Source organism: Porphyromonas sp. oral taxon 278 str. W7784 (assembly GCF_000467855.2).
Taxonomy (GTDB): Bacteria; Bacteroidota; Bacteroidia; order Bacteroidales; family Porphyromonadaceae; genus Porphyromonas.
In genome coordinates this window covers 82,003-83,303 of the sequence record NZ_KI259258.1, presented here as the reverse complement: position 1 = coordinate 83,303, position 1,301 = coordinate 82,003, and the positions used below count along the sequence as shown (strand labels likewise).

The following is a 1,301-nucleotide window of genomic DNA, read 5'->3' as shown; positions in this document are numbered from 1 at the left end:
TTTTTCGGCGACCTACCGTGGATCGTTTTTTGAGGGCTCAGAAGAGGCGTATCTACAGGGCTTGTAGCGCCCCTAATTTTAGCGCTGAGATTTTCGTCGGGGGAGAGCGAGGCCGCCCTTTAGGATCTCAGGGAGGATATTTGGATATTCTTCTTAGGATCTAAGGCTTAACCATCCAGACATTAGAAGAAAGGCGGTATATTTGCCCAGAACTCAATCAGCGACTGTGTAGTTCGATGAAGATATCATACTCCCATCAAATGGGTACGATACTTTAGGTCGATCCGACAAGATAAGAGCTGGGGAGTATAAACTAAATCGTCATCTGGATGAATTCGGAGGATATTCCATCCGTCTATCTATTTCCATGCATCGAGTTACAAAGCGAATCACCTATGCCACTGCTGTAGCAATTGCCCTCCTTGCGACGGTAGTCTGCCTCTGCCTTACGGGGTACATCCGAGTCTATGGTATCAGATCAGGCTATGCGTACCTCAGCCGTGAAGAGCGAGCAAGGATTGTCTTCTCACGGAATAAGCTCCGTGACCTCGACAGGACCCTCGATAGGGTACATCGGGAGAAGAAGATCCTCTGCGTCAATGGCGCCGAACTCCGAGCTACACTCGCCTCCAAGCCCAAGGCTTTGGTCTACCTCTTCACCGAAGGTTGCACCTCGAGTAATTGCCTTCCTCTGAGCACCATCGGGGCATATGCGCATAAGATCGGAGCAGAGCCCTATTATGTCGCCATTGACCTCATGCCTGGACTTCTGAGGCGCACCGAGCCTATCCTCAGCATCGACTACACGCACTACGGCACGAAGTGGCATGACAGCTTCTACGAAGCCTTCGTCAAGGATCTCACGGGGCGATCGACCAACGAGGAGCACTTCAGCTTAGTTCTCTTTGAGAGGGGGCGCATAGTCAGGACCTTCACCACGGAGGAGCTACTCCAGTAGTCATAGTTTATCGCCATCATAAGAGCGTGAAAAGAAGCTTACGCAAGGAGTTATCGCGGGGTGTCCCAATGGGGCACCCCGCGACGCATCTATAAATATGAAGCACGATCCTGCCACTACATAGAGCTACCCATGGGGAAGTCTCGGGGCGGGTGAAGCGAAGCCTCGGGAGGCAAGGCTCGGGGAGGGACAAAATGGAACCTACTGTAGGTCGCCTCGACGACCCACGGTAGGTCGGTCGATCGACCTACAGTAGGTTTTTCGGCGACCTACCGTGGGTCGTTTTTTGAGGCCTTAGAAGAGCCGTATCCACAGGGCTTGTAGCGCCCCTAATTTTAGCGCT

At 52.4% G+C, this 1,301-nt stretch carries 1 protein-coding gene; it reads left to right on the top strand.

Annotated elements, in window-relative coordinates; genetic code table 11:
- The first annotated feature begins 367 nt into the window (after positions 1-367).
- Positions 368-958, top strand: a complete 591-nt coding sequence (locus HMPREF1556_RS06855) for a hypothetical protein (protein ID WP_021667676.1) — start codon at positions 368-370, stop codon at positions 956-958.
- Positions 959-1,301 lie beyond the last annotated feature (343 nt).

Coding starts and splice junctions, on each gene's coding strand:
- HMPREF1556_RS06855 (WP_021667676.1), top strand. CDS start 368: ATGCATCGAGTTACAAAGCGAATCACCTATGCCACTGCTGTAGCAATT.